The organism is Furfurilactobacillus rossiae DSM 15814, from assembly GCF_000428925.1.
Lineage (GTDB): Bacteria > Bacillota > Bacilli > Lactobacillales > Lactobacillaceae > Furfurilactobacillus > Furfurilactobacillus rossiae.
In genome coordinates this window covers 144088-161537 of sequence record NZ_AUAW01000006.1, presented here as the reverse complement: position 1 = coordinate 161537, position 17450 = coordinate 144088, and the positions used below count along the sequence as shown (strand labels likewise).

The 17450-nt window shown below is 40.1% G+C and carries 18 protein-coding genes and 1 riboswitch; all 18 genes read right to left on the bottom strand.

Going from position 1 to position 17450, the window contains the following annotated elements:
- Positions 1–8: 8 nt before the first annotated feature.
- Positions 9–1046 (bottom strand): ornithine carbamoyltransferase, encoded by a 1038-nt coding sequence (gene argF / locus G400_RS0105735; RefSeq protein ID WP_017262955.1) that lies wholly within the window; start codon positions 1044–1046, stop codon positions 9–11.
- Between the two features lie 31 nt (positions 1047–1077).
- Positions 1078–2310, bottom strand: a complete 1233-nt coding sequence (gene arcA / locus G400_RS0105730) for an arginine deiminase (RefSeq protein WP_017262954.1) — start codon at positions 2308–2310, stop codon at positions 1078–1080.
- A gap of 559 nt (positions 2311–2869) precedes the next feature.
- Entirely contained in the window at positions 2870–3568 is a 699-nt protein-coding gene (locus tag G400_RS0105720; protein ID WP_225351479.1) for a B3/B4 domain-containing protein, read from the bottom strand.
- Between the two features lie 118 nt (positions 3569–3686).
- Complete coding sequence (locus tag G400_RS0105715) at positions 3687–5222, bottom strand: YfcC family protein (protein ID WP_017262951.1); 1536 nt, start codon at positions 5220–5222, stop codon at positions 3687–3689.
- A 360-nt stretch (positions 5223–5582) separates the two neighbouring features.
- Positions 5583–6026: a cupin domain-containing protein gene (locus tag G400_RS0105710; RefSeq protein WP_017262950.1), complete on the bottom strand. Its 444-nt coding sequence runs from the start codon at positions 6024–6026 to the stop codon at positions 5583–5585.
- Complete coding sequence (gene eutH / locus G400_RS0105705) at positions 6016–7158, bottom strand: ethanolamine utilization protein EutH (protein WP_017262949.1); 1143 nt, start codon at positions 7156–7158, stop codon at positions 6016–6018. The genes G400_RS0105710 and eutH overlap by 11 nt, the downstream gene beginning before the upstream one ends.
- Before the next feature lie 85 nt (positions 7159–7243).
- Positions 7244–7531, bottom strand: coding sequence for a BMC domain-containing protein (locus tag G400_RS0105700; protein ID WP_017262948.1), 288 nt, complete (start codon positions 7529–7531; stop codon positions 7244–7246).
- 57 nt (positions 7532–7588) lie between these two features.
- Entirely contained in the window at positions 7589–8242 is a 654-nt protein-coding gene (gene eutL / locus G400_RS0105695) for an ethanolamine utilization microcompartment protein EutL (protein WP_017262947.1), read from the bottom strand.
- A gap of 36 nt (positions 8243–8278) precedes the next feature.
- The gene (eutC, locus tag G400_RS0105690) at positions 8279–9175 is read right to left on the bottom strand and encodes an ethanolamine ammonia-lyase subunit EutC (protein ID WP_017262946.1); all 897 of its coding nucleotides are present in this window, start codon (positions 9173–9175) and stop codon (positions 8279–8281) included.
- Positions 9176–9192: 17 nt separating this feature from the next.
- Positions 9193–10557, bottom strand: a complete 1365-nt coding sequence (locus G400_RS0105685; RefSeq protein ID WP_017262945.1) for an ethanolamine ammonia-lyase subunit EutB — start codon at positions 10555–10557, stop codon at positions 9193–9195.
- Between the two features lie 48 nt (positions 10558–10605).
- Entirely contained in the window at positions 10606–12042 is a 1437-nt protein-coding gene (gene eutA / locus G400_RS0105680) for an ethanolamine ammonia-lyase reactivating factor EutA (protein ID WP_017262944.1), read from the bottom strand.
- 110 nt (positions 12043–12152) lie between these two features.
- Positions 12153–13598 (bottom strand): sensor histidine kinase, encoded by a 1446-nt coding sequence (locus tag G400_RS0105670; RefSeq protein WP_035143607.1) that lies wholly within the window; start codon positions 13596–13598, stop codon positions 12153–12155.
- Positions 13599–13629: 31 nt separating this feature from the next.
- Positions 13630–14199: an ANTAR domain-containing response regulator gene (locus G400_RS0105665; protein ID WP_017262941.1), complete on the bottom strand. Its 570-nt coding sequence runs from the start codon at positions 14197–14199 to the stop codon at positions 13630–13632.
- Positions 14200–14282: 83 nt separating this feature from the next.
- Positions 14283–15422, bottom strand: a complete 1140-nt coding sequence (locus tag G400_RS0105660; protein WP_017262940.1) for a 1-propanol dehydrogenase PduQ — start codon at positions 15420–15422, stop codon at positions 14283–14285.
- Positions 15423–15703: 281 nt separating this feature from the next.
- Positions 15704–15853, bottom strand: a riboswitch (adenosylcobalamin (AdoCbl) riboswitch).
- A 59-nt stretch (positions 15854–15912) separates the two neighbouring features.
- Positions 15913–16200: a type II toxin-antitoxin system RelE/ParE family toxin gene (locus G400_RS16635; RefSeq protein ID WP_081495898.1), complete on the bottom strand. Its 288-nt coding sequence runs from the start codon at positions 16198–16200 to the stop codon at positions 15913–15915.
- 5 nt (positions 16201–16205) lie between these two features.
- Positions 16206–16451, bottom strand: coding sequence for a hypothetical protein (locus G400_RS0105650; protein ID WP_017262938.1), 246 nt, complete (start codon positions 16449–16451; stop codon positions 16206–16208).
- 175 nt (positions 16452–16626) lie between these two features.
- The gene (locus G400_RS0105645) at positions 16627–16851 is read right to left on the bottom strand and encodes a hypothetical protein (protein ID WP_017262937.1); all 225 of its coding nucleotides are present in this window, start codon (positions 16849–16851) and stop codon (positions 16627–16629) included.
- A complete protein-coding gene (locus G400_RS0105640; protein WP_056949766.1) occupies positions 16835–17335 on the bottom strand; it encodes a DUF3990 domain-containing protein in 501 nt (166 codons plus the stop codon). The genes G400_RS0105645 and G400_RS0105640 overlap by 17 nt, the downstream gene beginning before the upstream one ends.
- Between the last annotated feature and the right edge of the window lie 115 nt (positions 17336–17450).

Here is a 17450-nt window from a genome sequence, read left to right as displayed (position 1 = left end):
AGCATCAGTTACATCTTTGGAATGAACAAGTCACCAAGTGTAGCTGCCATCATTGCTTTAATGGAGTGCATACGATTTTCCGCTTCTTCGAATTGACGCGCGTACTTAGAACGGAATACTTCGTCAGTAACTTCCATTTCAGTAATGCCATATTTCTTCGCAACATCTTGTCCATATGACGTCTTGGTGTCGTGGAAGGCTGGCAGACAGTGCATAAAGATCAATTGATCATCAGGTGTTCCTGTCTTTTTCATCATGTCCATGTTGACTTGATAAGGTGTTAGCAACTTAACCCGTTCTTCCCAGTTAGTTTCGCCCATTGAAACCCAGACATCAGTGTAAATAACGTTCGATCCCTTAACACCTTCGTCGATATCGTCAGTAATCAGTAGTTTTGAGCCACTTTCATTGGCAAACTTTTGGGCAATGTCAACGACATCTTGAGTTGGATGTAACTCTTTAGGAGCCAGAATATGAATGTTAACGCCAAGCATTGCACCTGCAACTAATAGACTGTTAGCCATGTTATTTCTGCCATCTCCGACAAATGTCAGCGTCAGGCCTTTCAGATGGCCAAAGTTTTCCTTAACCGTCATAAAGTCAGCAATCATCTGAGTTGGGTGCCATTCATCCGTTAAGCCATTCCAAACTGGCACACCTGCATATTTAGCTAGTTCCTCAACATCTTTGTGAGCAAAGCCACGGAATTCAATCCCGTCAAACATACTGCCGAGCACCTTAGCGGTATCCTCAATTGATTCCTTCTTGCCCAATTGAATATCACCGGCGCCCATAAATTCTGGGTGAGCGCCTAAATCAATTGCAGCAGTGGTAAATGCGGACCGTGTCCGTGTCGAAGTTTTTTCAAAAAGCAAAGCAATATTCTTGCCTTCCAAATAGTGATGTGGAATATTCCGCTTCTTTAAGTGCTTCAAGTGGAGCGCAAAGTCAACCAGGTACTGAACCTCTGCTGGGGTAAAGTCCTTATCAGCTAAATAACTACGTCCTTGTAATTCGGACACATCAAATTGATCTTTTTCTGTCATTTTTAAAACCTTCCCTATCTCTATTTATGATCTACAGATCTTCACGAACTAATGGCATACTCATGCAACGTGGCCCTCCACGGCCTCTTGATAGTTCACTTGAGAGAATGTCAATAACTTTCAAACCGTGCTTACGCAACAATTCATTTGAAACGTAGTTACGGTTATACGTCACAACAACACCTGGTGCGATTGCCAGTGTGTTTGAACCATCGTTCCATTGTTCACGGCCCGCAATGATTGGATCACCATTACCAGTTGGAATTAAATCAAGTTCAGATAGCTTGAGCTCTTTTTTCAGTACGGCCTGTAAATCCTGATTGTGTTCAATGGTGAAACCATCTTCGTTATCTGATGGATGCAACGTCCAAGTGTCAATTTTTCCACCATCACCCAAGATTCCTGGATGAACGGTAAACTGATCTTTGTTAATCATGGTGAACACGGTATCCAAGTGCATCATTGCATGGTTATGTGGAATATGAATGGCAATAATCGTGTCAAAGCCGCTGTCCTCTGTAAATAAGTTGCGGGCAATGTCTTGGATGGCATCGGCCGATGTCCGTTGAGAAACACCGATGGCCATAACGTGATTGTTCAGGATCAGTTCATCCCCACCTTCAATCCGCGTATCGTGATTGCGATCACGCCATACATGAACGCCTTGGTTAGCAAAACGTGGATGATATTTAATAATCGTTTCCATAAACAGAGACTCACGTCTGCGTGCGGTAAAGGTCATATGGTTGATACTTAACCCATCACCGATTGAAGCCGCTGGATCACGAGTAAAGTACAAGTTTGGCATTGGATCCATATAGAATGGATATGTTGAATCCTCGGCTGCACTGACAAGATCGGTTGGTTTAAAATCAATCTCATTTTTTCTGATTCCAGCCATAATTTTGTCAACCATTTGCTGCGTGCTCATACTGAGCAAATATTCATAAAGTGCATCATGAGTTGAACCGGCAGCATATCCAGATTCAGCTAACATTTGTTCAAGAAACGGCTTCTTTACATCTCCAGCATCAATGGCTTCTGCCGACAGTTTTTCGAGGTATAAAACCTCAGCACCATTTTCTTCAAGAACATGAGCAAAGTTGTCGTGTTCCTTTTGAGCAATTGGTAAGTACGGAATGTCATCAAACAACAAACGTTCCATCATATCTGGCGTAAAATTCTCAATTTCCTCGCCAGGTCGTTTTAGCAACACAGCCTTCAGCTTGCCAATCTCAGAACGAACATGAATTGGTGATGTCATCTTTGTAGCCTCCTGTTTGTTTTTTATTACACATGAAGTGTATTGCTGAAAGCGGTTTCAAAGTTTTGCCTATTTATCATCAAAAATGCGAAGCAGTTCGCATTGTATATAAAATATGCAATGCGTGAAAGCGTATACATTTTGGACTGCGATTTATAAAGAAAAACTGAAAACTTATGAAAATAATCAAAATATTACAAAACTGTTACACCATTCTGAAAATTTATTAGTTTACACTTACTAGATTTGGGCCACCTCACATGCAGCCCCGCCATTTCAAAGTTAAGCGATAATAATTAATTACACTGGGTTTGCAAACAAGATTAATTATTTGATTGTCTAATTAGTTCGTCCCCACTGACTGCATATTCTTTCAAGTCAAATCATATTTTCATTGCAACCATCCATCCTTGACCGTTAATTATTTTCCCTGCCAGCTTTAAAAACGCTGCCCACTTCGCATTTACGCCGGAAAAACAAAAAGGCAAAGCATGGTACTCTAAGTACCTCATGCCTTACCTTTTGTTGACTTTGTTAATTGTTTTTCAAATCACAATTCCTAATTAAATTGTGTGCTCGATTTTGCTATGGACACAAAAGTTATAGTACAGGTTGTGTTCAAGTAGTGTTTAAGACGGCTTTCAAGACAAGCAATTGCATTTCTATATTGCACCTGCCATTCCGGCTTTAAACACTCCATGTACATCACAACATTTTTTGTAGTCTCAGTTACTTCTGTTCGAGAACTATCACGCCATGCCCATTGACGGCTAGTCACATCAGTATCGTCACGATAGATCACCTCACCAAGCAATGCTATTTCGGCATCATTTTCCCCAATTGCGGAGAAATGTTCAGTCCCGTTTGCTACCGTTAACTCAAGTTGACCATTAACTTTATCTAAGTCTAAGCAGCCAACTGGAAACCCATATTCTAAGGAGACTGAATTATATATGTCCACCAAAGGGTTAATCGAACGAACTGGGTTGCCATTTTTTGCCCTCTTTAATAGATTTTCAATTGCACTACGTGCACCTTTATCCGTTTTAAATTTTCTAAAAGCATCACGCCATACTTGAACAATCCCATTGTTGCTAATTGGTTCATCTGGAATCAGTGTAGGTGCAATCTCATTTGCATGTTGCAGCACGCTGTCTGGAACCTGCGTTCTATCCTGATTGTTAATGTTATGCACCGTGATGATTGCAATCTTAACCTCCGGGAACATTTTCCAAAATGCCGGGCTAACAGAAAACATGTGCATACTTCTCGCCTCGATTTATGCATGATTTCTCTTGAATGTACTCATCTGTCTTCATAACCAGGGAATCACTTAGTTCGTTAATTGCCATTTATCCCGAATTAGTAGCACAGTGTCAGGACAACAATACTTCCGCCACTAATAAGCCACCACCGAAGACCAGTACAAACACTACGACAGGCCAAACAAAGCGAATCCAATGCGAATATTTCATATCCAACATCTGCAATGTCGCCATAACCAAACCTGTCGGCGCTAGAAATAACATCGCATACTGTCCAAATTGATAGGCCGTTACCACCGTGTAACGTGGAATGTTTACCGTATCTGCAAGTGGTGCCAAAATTGGCATGGCCAACACAGCCAATCCAGATGAAGATGGCACGATAAAACCAAGAACAAAGAAGACAAACATCATGACAACGATAAATAACGGACCACTCATATGAGAAACAACTTGCGTAGAGGCATGCAGGATAGTATCGGAAATGTATCCATTATTGAGTACTAAGTTAATACCTCGGGCCAAACCAATAATTAAAGAAACTCCTACCAGACTTGAAGAACCACTAACGAATGCATCAACAACACCCTTTTCGCCCAGTCCATGTTTTCCAAAACACGTAATAAACATAATGATCACTGCAATTATCAGAAATGACGAAGCCATGTCGGGAAATGCCCACCCCTCTGCCATCACTCCCCAAATCATAATTGGAAAAGCCAATGCAAACAGTATCAAAATCAGTTTTTTCTTTGCATCAAAAGTTAAGTCTGTTGCATTTTCTGAGGAAACGGACCACATTTTATTAAATGAATCATGATCGTCATATGAATAGGAAAACTTAGGATTCTGCTGCACCTTTCGAGCATAGCGGTACAAATACCAAAGAACAAAACATCCCGCAATGATTAACCCGACAACACGACCAGCTAGACCTTGAGTAAAATTCGTGCCCGCCGCGTTTGAAGCAATAACGACTGAAAACGGATTAATTGTTGAAAATGTGGTGCCCACAGAACTTGCCAAAAATATTGCTCCAACACAAACAATCGAATCATATCCCATGGCAATAAAAACTGGTACCAAAATTGGATAAAATGCAACGGCCTCTTCTTCAATTCCACAAAGTGTACCGCCAAGAAGTAGCAAAACTGCCACTAAAAATACGAGAGCAAATTCATGACCTTTTGTTTTTTTCGTTAAAGTCATTAAACCCGCTTCAAAGGAACCACTTGCTTTAACAATTCCGATCAAACCACCCAAAACTAGAATGAAAATCATAATGTCAACGGCTTCAATAGTGCCATTAACCATACTGGTAAAAATACTGAGAACACTTGCCGGATGTTGTTTTAACCGTTTATATGTATTCGGAATCGAAACTGGTTTACTAATTGCACCTGACTTGAACTGCGCGATATCAATTTTCACATGTAATTTGTTCAACGTCTCCTGCGTTGCAGGCAAAGAACTTTTAATGCCGGTCGGTGACGTAACTTGTAAATGATTGCTACTATACTGCATTTTCGCGTAACTGCCAGCCGGTACAAACCACGTAAGCATCACTGCAACAATCGTAAGGAAAAATAAAATCGTGAATGCACCTGGCATTTTAATGTGAAACCTTTTCTTGATCGTACTGGTCATTATGAACTCCCCCAACAACTAAATTTTTGTCAATAAACGTAGCTAACACAAATTTGAATAACGTTTCTTTTTAGGCATGGAAAGCGCTTTCAAAAGCAGTTACGAAACATTGAATAAATTCAGTATGCCAAAGGAACTAACGAATTCAATACATTAGAGATAACTGATAGAAACATCTCACGGCAGTGTCAGTAAATTTTGCATTATGTTTGCGACAAATCTGCCATTTAGGCATTTGGAAAAAATATCCTCGCAGTGACGCCACTTTTTTAAAATCCACAAAAGACCACTCACTATATAGACTTGAGTGAGTGGCCCTTTGTGAATTGTTTGTACGATGTAAAATTTCATCGAATAACACTATTTTTGACTTTCCCAATCTGCAGGATACGTAATATAAATAAACCTAGCCGATTGTGGTGCAGAAAATTTAATTTTACTCTCCTTAGGAATCAAAATTAGCTGTCCAGGAGTAGCCGTGACTTTGCCTCGGCTTCCAATAACACTCAATGAACCTTCAATAACATAATCAACTTCATCATAATGTAACGTCCAGTCAAAGGTACTTTCCTTCATGGTCATCAGACCTGCACCAAGACGACCACTTTCATCCAGATCAAAAAAGTCCTTTGTGTAAACACGGTCTCGAGGATTCCCTGTATCCATTCGGTCGTCTTCACTCACTTCCCATGATGGAATGTCGACCATAATTAATCCGTCTGGGCTTGTGGTTTTCTGTTCGCCTATTTGTTGTGCAAGCACTTGGCGGACAACTTTTTCTATTTCCATTCGATCAATGTTCATCAACGTTCACCTTCTGTTTATTGTCCAACTCATTTTGAGATTTATGATCATTATTCCCAAGTACTCGATTAGCCATAAACATGGCAACTGCGATAGCGGTCACACCTGCAACTAACTTACTGACAATCATTGGGAAAATCATGCCTTTCGCAACACCAGCAGTAAATCCTAAATGATCACCAAATACAAATGCCGCTGACACTGAGAATGCAACATTAATAATTTTTCCTCGATCATCCATGTCCTTCATCATTTCAAACATCGGAATGTTATTAGCGAGCGTTGCAACAAGACCCGCTGCTGCAGTTTCATTCATTCCTAGTGCCTTGCCGAGACGAACCAATGGCTTATTAAATACCTTCGTAATGACATAAACTAAAGTAAAGGCACCAGACAATGTTAATGCGATACTACCGACCGTTTGAATCCCAGCACGAACTGAACCAATTCCAGGGATTAATGTGACGCCAACCATTGATTGAACGGCCCCAAGTGCCAGCCCAAAAGTCCCAATAATAACAATAATTTGGCCAAACACTGAAAATCCTTTAATCATTGCCTCTGGTTTGAACCACATGCCTAGTGCGATCAGTACTGCAAATAGAATAATTGGAACAAGGTTCTTCAAAATAATAATCAATGGCATTCCCATAATTAAACCACCAACAAAACAGCCGATAGGAATAGTAACCATTCCCGACAAGATTCCTGTCGCCAAAAAGCGGTGATCCTTTTTATCAATTATTCCCAAAGCAACAGGAATTGAAAATACAATCGTCGGTCCCATCATTGAACCCAGAATAACACCAGCAAACAGACCGGCCTGAGTATTTAATGCCATTTGTTGTGCTAGCTGAAAGCCACCCATATCAATAGCAATTAAACTCGTCGCAAACATTGAAGGGTCTGCCCCCAACATGCGATAAAAAGGAACTACCACTGGTGACAATAACTTAGCCAAAATTGGCGCTAGAATAATGATTCCAACCATTGACATCGCCAATGATCCCATTGCCATAATTCCTTCTTCAAATTTGGCACCGAGTCCAAAACGATTGCCCAGCATCTTATCAATTGCACCCAAGGCCATAAAAATGACCATGATATACATAATTATTTCATTGATACCCATACCACTTGCCCCTTCCAATGGCAGCACTAAGAATGTCTGCATCAATTAGACTAGATGAGAAACATTCATTGTTTTCTACTGACTACTATTTTCCAGGCAAAGTTGGCAATAACGCATCAACTTCACTGTGTGGCCGCGGAATTACGTGAACAGAGACTAATTCCCCGACTTGTTCACAAGCAGCTGCCCCAGCTTCCGTCGCCGCTTTTACTGCGCCAACATCGCCGCGAACCATCACAGTAACTAATCCGGCACCAATTTCTCTTTGACCAATTAGTTTAACGTTTGCCGCTTTTACCATAGCATCTGCAGCATCAATTGCACCTACAAGACCCTTTGTTTCAATCATTCCTAATGCATCTGAGTCAGCCATAATCATAATCTCCTTTGGAATTACTGATTAAAGTATTTAAACGTTCAGAATTACTTTTTAATTAGCGCAGGGATTCGCCGCAATGTCTTTTACCGCGCTAGCAAATGCCGTGCAGGCAGCTTCACAAGCAGACTGACTGCCTGTTAACAGTCCACCACCAAAGTTAGTTTCCGACGGTGGTCCATACAACACTCCCATCTTGACATCAGCAGACTTCATTGCCGCATCCAGTGCGTAAATAGATTCAAGTGGTGGTGCAATTAAATATGCAATCGCCCCGCCTTCGCTCGCACCAGCAACTTTTGAAAGATATGTTCCCGTTCTAGAAATCGTATGAGCAAAGTAGACGACACTATCTTCATCATTTGCGCTGACGAAATGGGCTTCGTTTTCAATAACGTTCACACAGATGTCAAGACCACTACGAACTTCATCTGGATTTGGTCCACCAAGTATGCCAATAACTTCACCAGCCAATTTAGTTGATGCATTGCCGGCGCCAGCGTACATGCTTTTACCGTAGACAACTTCAACATCAGCGGCTTTTGTAGCAGCATCCAGCGCCACATAGGTGACATCATCACAATCGACAGTAATTAATCCCAAACTTTTTATGTGTGCTGGTAACTTTAACGACTTTGCTAAGTGCTCATCAACGTTAGGAATTAACCGTGTACTCAGTACATTGGACTTCAATAAATCATCTTTCATTTTTAATTTTTGCCTCCTCTCTAAATAACACAAAACTTATTTTTCCGCGTTTTCGGCAGCCTTTAATTCAATACCTGATTTTTTCAAGCGCAACATTTTATCCAACATTTCAGCAATGTAAGCCCCCGCTTCAACGGCCGGCAACCCACCATCGTGAATGTTAGATACAACGGTTCGCTTTGATTCTGCCATCCCAATCGTTGGCTTGTAGGCAATATAAGCACTCATAGATTTCGCTGTAACAAGTCCAGGGCGTTCACCAACTAGCATACACACAACATCCGCATCCGTAATTTCACCAATGTGATCTTCTGCACCAACACGGGCATATTTAACAAAGATGACATCCTTTGTTTCAAAACTTAGACCGTAAACTTTGAGCCCCTGCTGAATCGCCGGGATAATATCTGGAATATTTGCTTCAATAGCTGCCGAGCTTAAGCCATCCCCAACAACCATCTGAATTTTCGGATGAGAAGTCACACTGTCCTTTATTTTTTTGATCATTTCGTCATCAAACTTACGTCCGCGATCAGGCCTAGTTAAGTATTCATCTTTTGATTCGCATGTTGTTTGCGTTTCAAGAAAACCCATTTTCTTAGGCAACTCAGGATCAACATCACTAAATACAGCATCCTGGGCAGCAGCGTGATCTGCTCTAAATCGTAAGATAGAAGCTGTTTTATATCTTGTTCCTGTACGCCACATCCCTAACCTAGCAGGTGTGAATGATTTAATTTTTAAATAGCCTGCCTTATCATGTGGGTTTGGCACTAAAAATTGTTTCTTAAGGTCAATCTCACTAATATCGGATAATACTTCATCTGAAACGTCGTTAGTATCCGTTGAATTACTAGATACAGTCTTGCCTTGTTCATCGGTTATTTCTGCTAAAATATCTTGAATCATGCTCTTTAATTCTGGTTCATTCATATTTAATCACCTTCTTCTTAATCTAAGAAAATTGATGCATCACCTGCGCGTTCAGTCAGATGACCGTTTTTACTAATTCCCATTTCTTCCATCCAGTCTTCGAATTCTTTAATTGGATGATAGCCAAAAATATCACGAATTGTTGCTGTTTCCTGGAACCCAGTGGATTGATAATTCAACATGACATCGTCGGCATGGGGAACGCCCATGATGTAATTACAACCGGCTGCACCAAGCAATACGGCCAGATTTTCGGCGTCGTTTTGATCAGCTTTCATATGGTTGGTGTAACAAACGTCACATCCCATTGAAATTCCCTGCAGTTTACCCATGAAATGATCTTCCAAACCAGCTCTAATGACTTGCTTTGAATTATACAAATATTCTGGTCCAATAAAGCCAACCACTGTATTTACGATAAAGGGATCATATTTTTTGGCGAATCCATAACAGCGTGCTTCCATAGTTAATTCATCGGCACCAAAGTTGGCCTCTGACGATAGTTCGGAACCTTCACCAGTTTCGAAGTACATCACATTCGGACCAGCAGCCTGCCCTTGATGTAGACCCAGATCATAGGCTTCACTGATCATATTGGCGTTAATCCCAAAAGCCGTATTGCCCTTTTCCGATCCAGCAATCGACTGAAAGATCAAACCAGCTGGTGCACCACGGCGAATAGCTTCCATTTGTGTCGTCACATGTGCCAATACAGAACACTGTGTCGGCACGTGCCACTGAGCACGAAATTCTTCAAACTTATTCAAAATTTTTGTCACACTATCAACTGAATCGTCATTCGGATTTAATCCAATAACAGCATCCCCAATTCCCATACTTAAACCTTCCATAACACCAGCCATAATGCCATCGATATTATCAGTTGGGTGATTGGTTTGCAGACGAGAAGAAAAGGTTCCTGGACGACCAATTGTCGTGTTTGCAGTTTTTTCAACATGGATTTTCTTTGCAGCAACGACTAGGTCCATGTTCGTCATTAATTTTGTGACCGCCGCAGCCATCTCGGAGGTTAGGCCACGTCGAATCCGTTTGATGTCGATATCAGTGGTATGGTCATCTAATAACCATTCCCGCAAATCTGAAACAGTCCAGTTTTTAATTTCTTCAAAGATTCGTTGGTTAACACCATCAATAATGATTCGTGTAACCTCATCGTCCTCATATGGAACAGCTGGGTTGTTATAAATATCATTTAGAGTTAACTGGGCCAATACAATTTTTGCGGCTACCCTTTCAGTAGCATCTTTTGCAGCTACGCCAGCTAATTCGTCCCCAGACTTTAATTCGTTGGCTTTCGCCATGACTTCTTTAACTGAACTAAAGCTGTACAATTGACCCGATAGTTTTGTTTTCAAAATCATTCCGTTCCCTCCTCGTAATTTCAAAGTCTCTGTTCATTTGTCACTGTGCTAGCCAAACACTAACGTTTTAACAATAACCGGAAGTACTTCGCCATTAGCGATTGGAGCTCCTAAATCAATATAGTCACCGTTTTCAACTTTTACACTGTCAATACATACAAACGGATATTTAGATGGCAAAAGTGCAAACAGGCTTTGTCCTAATGCTTTCGCCATATCTTCATGAACCATCACAATTAATGGTTCATGTTTCACAAGTAAAATTTGTGCGCCTTTAACAATTCCAGCAGCGTAACGTTGAATATCAGCGAATGATGGACTTCGCCTACCCACTAACGCTAATGCCACATTGCTAAGCTCATTTTGAACTTTGTACCAGTTGATTTTTTCACTAATACTTGTTGCTAGAGCATCCGCTGCTAAACTTTCGTCACTTTTGGCAATTTTCAATATCGGCAAATTTCTAATCGGCAAAATGTCCGCTGTATATGCAATCGTGCTCCCAGTTACGTCAGTTGTATGTGAACCGGCGCCGACCACAGTGGCTCTAATTGTTTCTACCGACGGATAAACTGTCTTTTCTTTGAAAATGGCAGAATGACGAACTGCTTGACCTAGTAACAATCCAATGTCGCCAAAACGAAATTCATCTCTCGGAAGCTCCTCGTTAAGACAATCTGCTACACCGCCTGAAAATGTAACCCCGTCAATCTTTTTTTCAGGATGAAGTGCATGATTGGTGATAAATAAATCGAAATAAGGACTGCGGTTACCTAAACCGATGCTATTTTCAAGAATCTGGGTTAGAACATCAACAACGGGTTGGAGCTGTTCCGCCGTGACACGCATACCGACTCGGATATCAATTTTTAATGACTTGATTAGTTGCTCTACCTTTGGCGAAATGTACGTAATTTGATGATTCTCTTTAGAAATACGAATTAATCGCCCACCAACATCAAAGCAGGCCGTATCAATCACTTCACCATCATCATTGAATAAACCAAGATTGCTTGTGCCACCGCCAACATCAATATTCACCACTGACCTTCGCTGACGTTTTGCTACGATGTTAGTTCCAGCGCCTTTACCAGCAATAATGCTTTCAAGATCTGGTCCGGCAGTTGCTACCACGAAGTCACCAGCATAGCCACTCAATGCTTCTGTAACAGAACTAGAATTTTCTTTTCTAGCCGTTTCTCCGGTAATAATAACAGCGCCCATTTGAATAGCTTGTTTATCAATATTGGCCTTTTTATATTGCTCAGTCACAAACTTCTTTATGGCCTCAGCATCTATTTTCGTCGGTGATGACAACGGGGTAAAAATAATGTCACTTTGAAAAATAATTTCTTTTTTTGAAATGTTAATTCTTGGTACAGAAAATGCCGACGCAAAGTTTTTTACCGTTAATCTCGACAAAATAAGCTGTGTCGTGGATGTCCCCAGATCAATTCCGACACTTAAAATCTGGTCATCCTCCATGTCGTTCACCTCTTTTCAAAAAATGGGACTCAAAATCAAATCAGCTTCAACACTAAAAACAATTGGTGTTAAGTTGACTTGATCTTGAGCCCCATTGCTCTCCCACAACTTCATTGTTGCGGCGTATGATCAAACGAAAATGTGACATCCGTTCCCACAGATGATGTTTCAATATTTAGTTTTCCTGACAACTTGTCTGATACGTAGCTTCGAATAATCATCAACCCTAAACTCCCGGACCGTGTCCGATGAGGGTCAAACCCAATCCCATTGTCTTTAACTTGAAGCGTTATCACGTTATTGCTAACTGTTCCCTGAATCAGAACATGATTTTGAGGCGTGCTAGCGGTGAACGCATGCGCAAAAGCATTTTGAAGTAACTCATTCACAATGATAGAAATTGTCACCACCTGATCACTGTTGACAGTAATTGTTTCGTCAACTTGCAAATCAATGGTGATTTGCTGGGTATTATCATCAAGCTGAATAAAGTGTGAGACCAACAATTGTAAGGCGGCTTTTAAGTTCGTTTCATCCTCAATTTGTTTAGACATCAACTCGTAAGTGGAAGCAATAGCCGTTATTCGACTAATGCTCTCAGTTAAAGCCTGTTTCGCCGTTTCATCATCAAGTCGACGCTGTTGAATTCTCAACAGCGAAATCACGGACTGAAGATTGTTTTTTACTCGATGGTTTATCTCACGAATGGCCACTGATTTTGAAATAATCTCAGCTTCTTTTGCTTTGACATCGGTTTTATCTTCAAGCAGAACAACCAATTGTCGAGATTCACGATTCCAAAATTTGCGAGATGAAAAAAAGTAATTCAAGTAATTAAATGTTGATTTAAGTGGCTGATCCCGCTCGTCGACCTGAGATAGCACTTTCAGATTCTCTTGAAATCGGGTACCATCTAAAGACAAATTTTCGAAGTCCAGACCAATAATTTTGCCAATGTAACCAACCTTCTGATATAGATTAATGGCTGTTTGGTTGGCAAGAACCAGAGTGCCCGAATGATCAAAAACCAATATTGCATCGGCCAGTTGATCCGTAATGGTCGTACTTTCTTGGCGGTTAAACATTTTCACCGTAGCAGAAATGTCATTAAATCGAGATTGACCATCCTTTGGGCTCTGAAAATCATTTAGAACATTTTCTGATTCATCAGATTCGATAATTGTCGCACCAAGCGTTCGATTTCCTCTAATAATTGGGTAGATTCGTTGATGAATTAACCGCTGCTCTTGAGTTTCGGCCAACAAATCCACTGATTTCAATTGTGTTTCCAATGTAGGCATAACACCTGGTTCGTTTGTGCGTAACGCTTGCTGCCCGACCACTTGCCGATGATACAAAGATTGTTTTGTTAATGGTGGTTTGTGGAAAACGACAACAGCTTGATCAGAAAATTCATTACGTACGTCAATGAATACATCAAAATCTTGATAACTTTCCGTTTGGCTAATCTTTTCTGCCGTTTCGACAAGTAGCTTTACGTCCAATGAATCAAGTGTGGTATAACGTTGACACAATTTTTCAATTTCATTCATCATGCATCCATCACAATTAGTTCAGCAATATCTTTCATGCATCCATCACAATTAGTTCAGCAATATCTTTCATGGAACGACGCTTGCTCATACTTAGATTTCTGAGCATTTTGTAAGCTGCATCCTCAGATAAATTATTCTCGGACATTAAGATGCCCTTCGCGCGGTCAATCAATTTGCGTTCCTTCAATTTAATCGTTAAATCGTCTACTTCATCAGACAATTCTTGAGTTCGTTTGCCATGAACAAGACCGACTCGAATCGTGGTTAACAATGAGCGTTCTGATAATGGCTTCACCAAATAACCTACTGCGCCTATCTGACTCGCTGTTTCAGTATCTTCGTCATCACTGTACGCAGATAAATACACAATAGATTGGCTCAAATGGTCGGCTAAAATTTTTTTGCCTGCTTTGAGACCATCCAACAATGGCATTCGAATATCCATAATGATTAAATCAGGCTTTTCTTTCTGGCAGATATCGATTGCTTCAAAACCATCGCTACCTTCACCGACAACCTGATAGCCAGCATTTTCTACAATATCGCGAATATCCATTCTCGTGATGGGTTCATCGTCCACGATTGCGATTCGTTCGTTCATGATCTTTACCCCTTATTGCTAATTTGTTCCGATACAATTACTTATATAAATAAATTATAAAGTGACCGTCTTAGTGACGTCAATCACATAAAACTGCGATTCAAGATATCGGTTACATCAGCAACAGTCGGTTTTCTCGGATTTGCAACTGTCGTTCCGTCTTTAAGTGCTGCAGCTGAGATTTCGGCTTTAGTCGATTCAAATAAATCTTTGCTAATCCCATACTCTGAAAAACTAGCAGGCATTTTCAATACCTTTCTTAAACAAATAATATTGTCAATTAGGCTCTGTACAGCAAGCTTCGGATTAGCCGCATTAATGTTGATAAGACGAGCCAAATTTGCATACTTAGTAGCTGCCCGATTTGGTTCCTCCCAGAATCCATCATTCATTTCCGCATTATAAGCAATAATATTAGGCATCAAAATTGTATTTAAACGTCCATGAGGAATGTGATAACGCGCCCCAGCGGCATGAGCAATCCCGTGATTTAATCCAAGATTGACCATGTTAAACGCCATCCCTGCAATGCAAGATGCATCATGCATCTTCTGGCGAGCTTCCACGTCGTTACCGTCTTCACTAACACGTGGTAGATATTCAAAAACCATTTGGAAGCCCTTTTCCGCCAACGCGTCAGAAAAGTCATTCGCATTGATTGAAACATAAGCTTCCAAGCAGTGCGTCAAAACATCCATCCCGGTATCTACTGTGATATTTTGGGGTGCCGACAAAACCAAGTTGGCATCCAGTACCGCAACCTTTGGCAAAATATCATCAGTGACTAGTGGGTACTTAACCCCTTTTTCTGCATTAGTAATAACCGCAAAATTGGTGACTTCTGAACCAGTACCACTCGTTGTAGGAATGGCAATCAGATCCAACTGCGGACTATCTTCGGCCACCTTCTGAGCAAAATATTTCATTGCCTTTGCGGCATCAATCGCTGAACCACCGCCAACAGCGACCAAGAGTGTTGCCTTAAATGACTGAAGTGCTTTAATGCCCTCAACCACTTTTGTAATTGGTGGGTCCGGCTGAATGTCAGAAAAAATGCTCAATTCATTCTTGACATTCAAATGCATGGTTATCTGATCAAGTGCACCGGATTTCACCATAAATGGATCAGTAACAAGAAAAATGCGCTGACTATCAATCTTCTCCAGTCCAGCTAATGCATCATCACCGGTCCAAATTTGTGTACCAAATTGAATTGTTTCCAATGATGTTACCTCCTTCATTATTCTTCCAAATTAATGCAAATAAAAAATGAAAAAAGAGGCTTTTGAGCACACTTAAAAAGTATGTTCTAAAGCCTCTTTGCTTAACTGTACGCCATTGTACAAGATATTTAGTTTTATTTACCCTTTAATGATAGCGCTTACAGAAGCTACGGTCAATATCATTGTTAATAAATACACAAAAATGCCGCAGTTTTCTGCGGCATCCCATAAACACCATTGTTTATGTTAAAAAGCACGTCATTGTGCCTGTTCGTCGAATTTATGGATACCCTACCTACTCCACGAGATAGCGTACCCGCCCAAGCATCCTACTAAAAAGACCTGGCTTATAGTACTAAACACTAATCACAGTGGCGGGACCGTGCCGGATTCTCACCGGACTTCCATTTAGTAAGCGCTTCTATTCAATTCACAAGCAGAGTATAACAAATTATTTTCCAATTTACCATTATGCAAACTGAACTGATAATCAGATAAACTCTCTTTTAACATTGAAAACTAGGCTATGTGGGCCTACATCTATAAAAATAATTTTTCGATTTAACACTAAATAATAAACCACGACTAAATCATTACTTAAGTGAAAATCTCGAACTCCCTTATTCTGATGTTTTAACTGATGATCATCAAATCTTAGTGGCATCCTTGTGCCTTCTGACAAAATCCGTACCGCCAGTTTAAAATTAGCTCGGTTTGTCTGAGAAAGAACGTACTTTTTAAAATGTTTTCTAAAGGTCGACTTGGTGATAATCTCCATAAAATTTAAATACCCAAATCCTTATATAATTCATCAATGTTTGAAAACTTTTTATCTCCAGTTGTTTGTCCTTTAACCGCCTCGTTGATCAATTTTTGAACAGAAGGAGATACTTCTTCATTATCCACTGCATGGGCAATCCTTTTTGTTAGTAAGGCAATTAAGTTTGGGTAAGAAATACCATACTGAGACTGTGAATACGCTTCTGCTTTTAAGCGATCCTCTTTTTCAACTTTAACTTGCATTCTCATAGTATCTACCTCTTTCATAGACTTTATACACTAATAATACACTTTTTAGTGTACCCACACATAATAAAAGCAATCAATCAGAATTAGATAATCCCCCTTTGAATTTTTGTTAATTGTTTGCCCCGCATATTTATAACATACGTATTTTGTTCTTCATCTGTTTTTTAAAACCAAATCACATTTGCCTAAAAGGAATGAGCCCTTCTTGCATCAAAATCTTCTCAGCAAAATAAATAGGTCCAGTATGTTGAATATATGGTAAATCAGTATCAATGCGTTCTCGAAATGGATCAACAAGTTTTTGTGCATCTGCTCTAGACAAATGTCCTTCTTCGCTTATGAAATCAATCATTTCGTTAAAGAAATCTCGATTAACCTCTTCTTTAATTGTTAAACTCATTTTCATTTTCCTCCTTCGTTAACTGTTTAATAGTTACTGTTTTTATTTGATTACAAATATGTTGCGAAATGAGTGCCAGTTGATCGTACCGACGTTCAAATTTTGAATTAGAAATTAAGTCTTTAAAACCCTCAATACTCATTGTTCTTTGATATTTCTTTAATGCATCGGTAATCTTACCATCTGCAACAGGTCCGTATTCAACTTCAATCGTTCGCTTCATGTTAGACATAGTCCTATTCTTTAAAATCTCCTGCGCCCATTCTTCATTACAGAGCGCAAACTCTTTTGAAATGGTCTCATCTAATAGACCCTCATCAAATCTAACGGTGACTAAAGCAGGCAAAGTACCTTTTCCTGTTATTCCCAATCTAAATTGTCGAGAAGCCGATAATCTTGCCCAACGAACTGCCTGATCCCTATTAGAGTTCAAATAGAAAGCAAGGCCAAAATCTTCTTTAGCTTTCTTATTCCAATTAGACACGACACCATTTTTCTGAGTACTCAGTGCGTTGTCCCATGTTGTGCCGTGATACCAGATCTGATGTCTCTTATAATAATTTTCCGAATGTGGGTCAACTGATAGCAATCATTCGTAC

What these genes read in the sequence shown, in the direction of transcription:
- argF (WP_017262955.1), bottom strand. Translation starts at nt 1,046, where the DNA reads ATGACAGAAAAAGATCAATTTGATGTGTCCGAATTACAAGGACGTAGT.
- arcA (WP_017262954.1), bottom strand. Translation starts at nt 2,310, where the DNA reads ATGACATCACCAATTCATGTTCGTTCTGAGATTGGCAAGCTGAAGGCT.
- G400_RS0105720 (WP_225351479.1), bottom strand. Translation starts at nt 3,568, where the DNA reads ATGTTTTCTGTTAGCCCGGCATTTTGGAAAATGTTCCCGGAGGTTAAG.
- G400_RS0105715 (WP_017262951.1), bottom strand. Translation starts at nt 5,222, where the DNA reads ATGACCAGTACGATCAAGAAAAGGTTTCACATTAAAATGCCAGGTGCA.
- G400_RS0105710 (WP_017262950.1), bottom strand. Translation starts at nt 6,026, where the DNA reads ATGAACATTGATCGAATGGAAATAGAAAAAGTTGTCCGCCAAGTGCTT.
- eutH (WP_017262949.1), bottom strand. Translation starts at nt 7,158, where the DNA reads ATGGGTATCAATGAAATAATTATGTATATCATGGTCATTTTTATGGCC.
- G400_RS0105700 (WP_017262948.1), bottom strand. Translation starts at nt 7,531, where the DNA reads ATGGCTGACTCAGATGCATTAGGAATGATTGAAACAAAGGGTCTTGTA.
- eutL (WP_017262947.1), bottom strand. Translation starts at nt 8,242, where the DNA reads ATGAAAGATGATTTATTGAAGTCCAATGTACTGAGTACACGGTTAATT.
- eutC (WP_017262946.1), bottom strand. Translation starts at nt 9,175, where the DNA reads ATGAATGAACCAGAATTAAAGAGCATGATTCAAGATATTTTAGCAGAA.
- G400_RS0105685 (WP_017262945.1), bottom strand. Translation starts at nt 10,557, where the DNA reads ATGATTTTGAAAACAAAACTATCGGGTCAATTGTACAGCTTTAGTTCA.
- eutA (WP_017262944.1), bottom strand. Translation starts at nt 12,042, where the DNA reads ATGGAGGATGACCAGATTTTAAGTGTCGGAATTGATCTGGGGACATCC.
- G400_RS0105670 (WP_035143607.1), bottom strand. Translation starts at nt 13,598, where the DNA reads ATGATGAATGAAATTGAAAAATTGTGTCAACGTTATACCACACTTGAT.
- G400_RS0105665 (WP_017262941.1), bottom strand. Translation starts at nt 14,199, where the DNA reads ATGAACGAACGAATCGCAATCGTGGACGATGAACCCATCACGAGAATG.
- G400_RS16635 (WP_081495898.1), bottom strand. Translation starts at nt 16,200, where the DNA reads ATGGAGATTATCACCAAGTCGACCTTTAGAAAACATTTTAAAAAGTAC.
- G400_RS0105650 (WP_017262938.1), bottom strand. Translation starts at nt 16,451, where the DNA reads ATGAGAATGCAAGTTAAAGTTGAAAAAGAGGATCGCTTAAAAGCAGAA.
- G400_RS0105645 (WP_017262937.1), bottom strand. Translation starts at nt 16,851, where the DNA reads ATGAGTTTAACAATTAAAGAAGAGGTTAATCGAGATTTCTTTAACGAA.